This window comes from Rhodococcus sp. (in: high G+C Gram-positive bacteria) (genome assembly GCF_049286785.1).
Lineage (GTDB): Bacteria > Actinomycetota > Actinomycetes > Mycobacteriales > Mycobacteriaceae > Rhodococcus_F.
This window is the reverse complement of sequence record NZ_JBAQEO010000504.1, coordinates 1-7,532: the sequence shown is the minus strand read 5'-3', so window position 1 is coordinate 7,532 and position 7,532 is coordinate 1. Positions and strand designations below refer to the sequence as shown.

At 65.8% G+C, this 7,532-nt stretch carries 6 protein-coding genes and 1 pseudogene; 2 read left to right on the top strand and 5 right to left on the bottom strand.

Features of this window, described 5'->3' with window-relative positions; genetic code table 11:
* Positions 1 to 138: 138 nt before the first annotated feature.
* The gene (locus WAW17_RS18255; RefSeq protein WP_422334344.1) at positions 139 to 1,047 is read right to left on the bottom strand and encodes a cation diffusion facilitator family transporter; all 909 of its coding nucleotides are present in this window, start codon (positions 1,045 to 1,047) and stop codon (positions 139 to 141) included.
* A gap of 331 nt (positions 1,048 to 1,378) precedes the next feature.
* Between WAW17_RS18255 and WAW17_RS18250 the strand changes: the two genes are divergently transcribed.
* Positions 1,379 to 2,743, top strand: coding sequence for a PhoH family protein (locus WAW17_RS18250; RefSeq protein WP_422334343.1), 1,365 nt, complete (start codon positions 1,379 to 1,381; stop codon positions 2,741 to 2,743).
* An 83-nt stretch (positions 2,744 to 2,826) separates the two neighbouring features.
* Here the strand turns inward: WAW17_RS18250 and WAW17_RS18245 are convergent, their stop codons facing one another.
* Together WAW17_RS18245 and WAW17_RS18240 are read right to left on the bottom strand one after the other, a co-directional pair.
* On the bottom strand, positions 2,827 to 3,249 hold the full coding sequence (locus WAW17_RS18245; protein WP_422334342.1) for a limonene-1,2-epoxide hydrolase family protein: 423 nt from the start codon (positions 3,247 to 3,249) through the stop codon (positions 2,827 to 2,829).
* A gap of 39 nt (positions 3,250 to 3,288) precedes the next feature.
* The gene (locus WAW17_RS18240) at positions 3,289 to 4,884 is read right to left on the bottom strand and encodes a serine hydrolase (protein WP_422334341.1); all 1,596 of its coding nucleotides are present in this window, start codon (positions 4,882 to 4,884) and stop codon (positions 3,289 to 3,291) included.
* A 133-nt stretch (positions 4,885 to 5,017) separates the two neighbouring features.
* On the opposite strand from WAW17_RS18240, the gene WAW17_RS18235 reads away from it, so the two are divergent.
* A complete protein-coding gene (locus WAW17_RS18235; protein WP_422334340.1) occupies positions 5,018 to 5,875 on the top strand; it encodes an acyl-ACP desaturase in 858 nt (285 codons plus the stop codon).
* Between the two features lie 54 nt (positions 5,876 to 5,929).
* On the opposite strand, the gene WAW17_RS18230 is transcribed toward WAW17_RS18235, so the two are convergent.
* Both WAW17_RS18230 and WAW17_RS18225 read right to left on the bottom strand, forming a co-directional pair.
* Positions 5,930 to 7,333 (bottom strand): class II fumarate hydratase, encoded by a 1,404-nt coding sequence (locus WAW17_RS18230; RefSeq protein ID WP_422334339.1) that lies wholly within the window; start codon positions 7,331 to 7,333, stop codon positions 5,930 to 5,932.
* A gap of 88 nt (positions 7,334 to 7,421) precedes the next feature.
* Positions 7,422 to 7,532 (bottom strand): annotated as a pseudogene (locus tag WAW17_RS18225) (fructose-bisphosphatase class II); the annotation flags it as partial.

Here is a 7,532-nt window from a genome sequence, read left to right as displayed (position 1 = left end):
CTCCAGTTCAGCCCGCAGGTCGACTACGCGTTGGACGAGTTCGAGGGCGCTCGTTCCTGCCCGCTGCTCGCGGATGTCCGGTGACTCGCTGACCGGATCGGTCATGGTTCCTGCCTTTCTTTCCGGGTCGGTGAACCGTTACCGCAGCGGAGTGCCCGTGGGTTCGACGTGGATGAAGGTCTGAGTGTGCGGCAGCACCGAATCGATGTCTGCCTCGATGCGGTCCGCCAGGTTGTGGGCGGACTGCACGCTCCATTCTCCGGGAACGGTGGCGACGACGAACACCAAGCGTTGGCGACCGGATTCGACGGTGCGCAGCGGTGCGAACTCCACGGGATTCTCGACGCGGTAGCGATCGAGGATGGCCCTGACCTCGGCCTGGTCGCTGTCCGGGAGGGCCGCACTGAGCAGACTGCTGACCGAGCCGCGCAGCAGGCGGTATCCGGTCCACAGAATGTTCACACCGACAGCCAGGGCGACGAGGGGGTCCAGCGGTGCCCACCCGGTCAGGGCGACGAGGGCGATGCCGACGATGACACCGAAGGAGGTCCACACATCGGTCATCAGGTGCTTGCCGTCGGCGATCAGCGTGGCCGAGCGGTGTCGCCTGCCTACACGTTGCAGGGTGATGCCGACAGTGAGGTTCACCAGCGACGCGACGGTCGACAGGGCCAGCCCCAGCCCGGGCCGGGTCAGGGGATTGGGACTGATGAGGCGTTCGACGGAAGTCCAGATGATGGCGGTGGCGGCGACGAAGATCATCGCACCTTCGACCAGAGCCGAGACGTACTCGGCCTTACCGTGCCCGAACTGATGGCTGGCGTCCGGAGGCCGGGCGGCCACGCGCAGAGCGATCAGCGCGACGACTGCAGCGACGAGATTGACACCGGACTCGAGGGCATCGGAAAGAAAACCGACCGATCCGGTAACCATGGCGGCGCCGACCTTCAGGGCGATGGTCACCACCGCCGCCGCGACGGAGAGCAGCATGAACCGGAAGAGCAGACGATCCTGCTGCTCCTTGGTCTGCGGAGTGGGGGCGCTCATCGCCGGACCTGGCCGTCGCATAGTGCGATGCTAGCGACGTGAGACCGATCGGACGTCGCAAAAAGGATCTCTCGCGCAGAGGCGCAAATCCCTGCGTAACGCGATGTTCACCGACACGCCCAGTGCTGGGGCGGCCTCCACGGACATTTGGCAGTACCGTCGGGCATAACAGGCAGCGGGGAAGCTGCTTGTACGGGAGGTCCTGATCGTGACTGGAACACTCAGTTTCGAGGGGGCCGGCGCCCGGCCCTCGTGCGAATCGACGCACTAGGGACGGACCGGTCCAGCGAACCGAGTCTGTGCGGGTGCCGCGCAGACCTAGGAGCCTCACGTGACTGCTTCACGCTCCGTCTCAGCCCGTGCCGGACATTCGGCCGCTACCGGCACATCCTCGGATTCCGCGGTTCGTACATTTGTATTGGATACGTCCGTACTGCTGTCCGACCCCTGGGCGGTCATCAGGTTCGCCGAGCACCGCGTGGTGCTTCCCCTCGTCGTGATCAGTGAACTCGAGGGCAAACGCCATCACCACGAGTTGGGTTGGTTCGCGAGAGAATCTCTGCGCATGCTCGACGATCTCCGCCTCGAGTACGGTCGCCTCGACCAACCGGTGCCGATCGGCACGGAGGGCGGCACGCTGCAGGTCGAGCTGAACCATACCGACCCATCGGTTCTTCCGGTCGGGTTCCGCACGGACAGCAACGATTCCAGAATCCTCGCCTGCGCCCTCAATCTCGAGGCCGAGGGTGCGGATGTGGTGCTCGTCAGCAAGGACATCCCGCTCCGGGTGAAGGCCGGCGCGGTCGGCTTGCCCGCGGACGAGTACCACGCGCAGGACGTCGTGCCGTCCGGCTGGACGGGTATGACGGAACTCGATGTGGCGTCGTCCTCGATCGACGAACTGTTCGCGGAAGGTGCCATCGACCTCGAAGAGGCCCGGGAACTTCCATGCCATACGGGTATTCGTCTCCTCGGCGGCTCGTCGAGCGCACTCGGCAGGGTGAATGCGGACAAACGGGTACAGCTGGTGCGGGGGGAACGGGAGGCGTTCGGGCTGCACGGCCGTTCCGCCGAACAGCGCATCGCCCTCGACCTGCTCCTGGACGACAGTGTGGGCATCGTGTCGCTCGGCGGAAAGGCGGGAACCGGAAAGTCGGCGCTGGCGCTGACCGCCGGTCTGGAAGCCGTGCTCGAGCGTCGCACCCAGCGGAAGGTGGTCGTTTTCCGTCCGCTGTACGCGGTGGGCGGTCAGGAACTCGGTTACCTGCCGGGCAGCGAGAGCGAGAAGATGGGTCCGTGGGCCCAGGCGGTCTTCGATACCCTGGACGGCCTTGCCAGCACCGAGGTGATGGAGGAAGTGATCAGCCGGGGGATGCTGGAAGTGTTGCCTCTCACGCATATTCGTGGACGGTCGCTACACGATTCGTTCGTGATCGTGGACGAGGCGCAGTCACTGGAACGTAACGTCCTGCTGACGGTGCTCTCCCGCCTGGGCTCCGGCTCCCGGGTGGTGCTGACACATGACGTGGCCCAGCGGGACAACCTGCGTGTCGGCCGGCACGACGGTGTCGCGGCGGTCATCGAGAAGCTCAAGGGGCATCCGCTGTTCGCTCACGTCACCCTGACACGCAGTGAGCGCTCGCCGATCGCGGCCCTCGTCACGGAGATGCTCGAGGAATTCGGGCCCACCCCCTAGTTGCTGTCTGCCCCACGACTCGCCCAATGTCACACCGGTGCAGTTCAAGTGCACCGATGTGACATTGGGCGGAAGTGGTGGGGTCAGAATGCGCGAGCGAGACCCTTGATCGTTCCCCAGAGGACGTCACGGTTGCTGAAATAGTCGCGCCAGACGGCGATCTTCCCGTCCTTCATCTCGAAGGTGCCGCAGACCCAGAATTCGATACGGAGCCGTTTCCAGATCAGGATGTCGGTACGTTCGGTGAGTACGGCCGATCCGTCCCCGGCGATGTGATGGATCCGGACGTCGAACCCGACGTCGGGACGGCTCAACCCCCGCAGGATCTTCACGACTGCGGGAACTCCACGGATCTTCGGCAGAGACACGTTGTGCCACACGATGTCCTGGTGCAGGTACTGCTGGGCCCGGTCCGCGTCGCCTGCGGCGAGGGCTGCGAGGAACTCCTGCACCACCTCGACATTCGACGTCAGGGCCGGTGCGGGCGTGCTCGTGTTCGTTTCCATGATCATCTCCCACTTGTTGTAGCGATTCAGCGTAGTGGTTCAGCGAACGAATGTTCCCTGACCGTTTTCGTCGTAGTACTCGAGCGTGAGATCGTTGCCGGCGAAGGTGGCCTGGGAAACCGTTCCGGGCGGCGCGTTCTCGCCGCTGAGGGTGAACGTGAAGGTGTCTCCGTCCCAGTGCTTCAGAGGGGAGCTCTGGCCTGCGGGGCCGAGCTGAACCGTCAGTTCACCGCCGTTGTCGGCGACCACCGCGGGCCCCCAGAATGCGTTGTTGTACGTGCCGACATACGACGGAAGCGGCTGTGCGGGTGCGGGGTCGGGGGGTGCACCCTTGCCGGCAAGAGTGCCTTCGGGTGCCATCATCGGTGCGAAGACCCGGGCGTAGAGCGCTTTCCAGTCCTCACGGATCTCGCCGAACTGGACGAGATCGGCGAATTCGGCGGTCAGTGTCTCGGGCATACCGGTGGGGGTGCCGTTGGTGAGGGCGACGATGGCCACATCGGCCGAGGGGATGGCGAGAAAAGTGGTGGCCGCGCCGAGGATGAAGGCCCCCGAGTGGCTGATCGAGACCCGTCCGGCCGCGGTGGTCGAGATGTTGAATCCGTAGCCGTAGGAGCCGGCCCGGGCATCCGGTGAACTCGGGGGGCTCGACACCACCTGCGGGGTCAGGGCAGGACGAAGAGCCTCGGCGTCGACGATGGCCTTGCCCTGGTACGTTCCGTCGGCGAGGAGCATGGTCAGCCACTTGCTCAGGTCGTTGACAGAGGAACTCACCCCGCCCGCGGGGGACTGTGCGTCGGGGTTGCGCACCGCCTGCGCCACGTATTGGCCGTCGACGAGCATGTGCCCGGTACTGCGATTGGCGCTCGCCTCGTAATCGGCGAACCGCGAGCTGGTCGATTCCATGCCGAGCGGTTGGTACAGCGCCTGCTCGGACAGCGTCGCCCAGTCTGTTCCCGAGGCCGCGGCGACGGCCTCGGCCCCAGCCGTGAGGCCGAAGTTCGTGTACTCGTAGGTGATCCGGAACGGTGCGAGCGGTTCGAGGCGAAGTTTCTCGAGCACCTGCTGCTGGGTGTAGCCCAGATCCTCGAGGCGGTCGCCCGCGTGGTCGGGCAGCCCGGATCGGTGGGAGTACAGGTCGCCGACGGTGACATGTTCGGTGACCCAGGGGTCGGCGAGGGCGAAGCCCGGAAGTGCGGACGCCACCGGGGTGTCCCAGCCGATCACTCCGGTGCCGACCTGGTGGGCGACGACCGTGGAACCCACCGGCTTCGACATCGACGCCAGCTGGAATACGGTGTCGGCGTCCACCTTCTCGTCGGATCCGACCTTGCGTACGCCGAATCCCTTGGCGTAGACGGTTTCATCACCGTGTACGACGGCGACCGCCATGCCCGGGACCCCGGAACTCTGCATCAGCTCCTCGGCCAGTTCGTCGAGGCGGCCTACCGCGTCGTCGATCCGTCCGTCAGGAATGTCGACGCCGGACACGGTGGCCGGGTTCGCAGGTGCCGAAGACCCGGCCGACGAGGTGGCCGAGCTGTCGGAATCGGAGTCCGAAGTGCATCCCGCAACGAGCGATACGCTCAGCGCCAGAGCTGCGAGCAGGACACTCGGGTTCCAACGTCTGTGCATTCGAAATCCTCTGCTCGTGCCGGCAGCCGCGGTCGGGTTCTCAGCGTAGCGGTACACGACAATGACCAGGAGGTTTTGACTCCTGCCGGGTTCCGGGCACGGGTTGGTCACCTGCGGGCGCTACGGTGTCGGGATGTCGATGGAAAAGAACGACTCTCAGTTGCTGAGCGAGCTCGCCCCGGTCGTGGAGACGAATCTCGCGCGGCACATCGCCGAGGCCGACGCCTGGCAGCCGCACGACCTCGTGCCGTGGGACCAGGGAAAGAATTTCGCGTTCATGGGTGGAACGGACTGGTCGGCGGACCAATCAACTCTGAGCAAGGTCGAAACGCTGGCCCTCACCGTCGGGGTGCTCGTGGCCGACAACGTGCCCGCCTATCATCGCGAGATCGCCCAGCACCTCGCCCAGGTCGGGCCGTGGTGGCGCTGGGTCGGCCGCTGGACGGCCGAGGAGAACAGGCACTCCATCGTCCTGCGGGAGTACCTCATGGTCACCCGGGCCGTCGATCCCGTCGCGCTCGAGCGCGCACGGATGGACGAGATGGTGCGCGGCTATGCCATGCCGTCCATGCACCTGCTCGAGATGCTGGCCAACTCCGCGTTCGAGGAGAAGGCCGCTGCAGTCCGCCACCACAACACCGCCGCACTCGGCGAGGATCCGATCGTGGCTGCCATCGCGGAGCGGCTGGCCGCGGACGACGAACTGCAGTCGGTGTTCTACCGCAACCTCGTCGAGGCCGCGTTCGAGTTGTCACCCGACCAAGTGGTGCGTGCCGTCGCGTCGCGCATCGCTTCCTTCGCGGTGCCCAGCGTCATGTTGCCCGGCGGGACGAACAGCACCGCGGTGCTCGCGGAGGCCGGTATCTACGATCCCGCGGACCAGGCGGCGAAGGTATTCGGGCCACTTCTCGAAGCCTGGAACATTTCCGGGCGCACCGACTTCGGTCCGGAGGGCGAGAAGGCCCGCGACGAGCTGTCAGCTCTGCTCTGAACCCATTGCAGGTGGCCCGCACTCCGGCCGGGTGCGGGCCACCTGCGCCGGGATCTACTTCTTCACCTTTGCCATGGCGAGGACGTCGAGGCGCTTGTCGAGTTCTTCCTCGCTGAGCTTGTCGCCGATCAACCCGCGGTCGATGACGGTCTCGCGGATCGTCTTCCTGTGCGCGAGGGCTTGCTTGGCCACTGCCGCCGCTTCCTCGTACCCGATCGCCGAGTTCAGCGGGGTGACGATGGACGGTGACGACTCGGCAAGCGTCCTGAGGTGCTCGGCGTTGGCGACCAGACCCTTGATGCACCGGTCGGCGAAGAGTCGTGAGACGTTCGCCAGCAGCGTGACCGACTCGAGGATGTTGCGGGCCATCATCGGGATGTACACGTTCAGCTCGAAGGCGCCGCCCGCGCCACCCCACGCGACGGCTGCATCGTTGCCGACGACCTGCGCGGCCACCTGCGTGACCGCCTCCGGCAGTACCGGATTGACCTTCCCGGGCATGATCGAACTGCCGGGCTGCAGGTCCGGCAACTGGATCTCGCCGAGACCGGTCAGCGGCCCCGAGCCCATCCAGCGGATGTCGTTGGCGATCTTGGTCAGGGACACCGCGACGGTGCGCAGCATTCCCGAGGCCTCGACCAGGCCGTCACGCGCTGCCTGTGCTTCGAAGCTGTTCCTGGCAGGGGTCAGGGCGTCGATGCCGGTCGACTTGACCAGCTCGGCAACAACTCTGGGACCGAATCCGTCGGGTGCGTTGAGGCCGGTTCCGACTGCGGTACCGCCGATCGGCAGCTCGCCCAGTCGGGGAAGGGCGGCCATAATCCTTTCGACCCCGGCCTCGATCTGCCGGGCGTAGCCGCCGAACTCCTGTCCGAGCGTCACCGGGACGGCGTCCATGAGGTGGGTTCGGCCCGACTTCACCACGGTCCTCCACTCGTCGGACTTGTCGACGAGTGCCAGACGCAGATGGTCGAGAGCGGGAATCAGTTCCTTCACCGCGGCCTCGGTGGCGGCGAGATGGGTGGCGGTGGGGAAGGTGTCGTTCGAGGACTGGGACATGTTGACGTCGTCGTTGGGATGCACCACCACGCCCGCGGCTGCCGCGATGGACGCGATCACTTCGTTCGCGTTCATGTTGGAACTGGTCCCGGAACCGGTCTGGAAGACATCGATGGGGAACTGGTCGTCGTGTCTGCCGCCGGCGATCTCGCCGGCTGCGGCGATGATGGCGTCGGCTTTCTCCGCGTCCAGAAGACCAAGGTCTTTGTTGACCTGCGCGCACGCCGCTTTCAGAAGGCCCATCGCGCGAATCTGTGCACGTTCGAGACCGCGGCCGCTGATCGGGAAGTTCTCGACGGCGCGCTGAGTTTGCGCACCCCACAGCGCGTCCACGGGCACCCGCACCTCGCCCATGGTGTCGTGTTCGATCCGGTACTGCTGCTCGTTGCTCTCGGTCATGCGTCAAACATGCCACTTATGGGCGGTTCGTGCCCGTGAGTCTTCCGGTATCGCGCGTTCCGGAAGGCGCACGGGCAGCCGAGCGAACCTAGAAGGACGGGAACGCGCCGCCGTCTTCGCCGTCGAAGTCGACGGAGGAGTATTCGCGGAGCTTCTCGAGGCGGTGGTAGGCGTCGATCATGCGTACGGTTCCCGACTT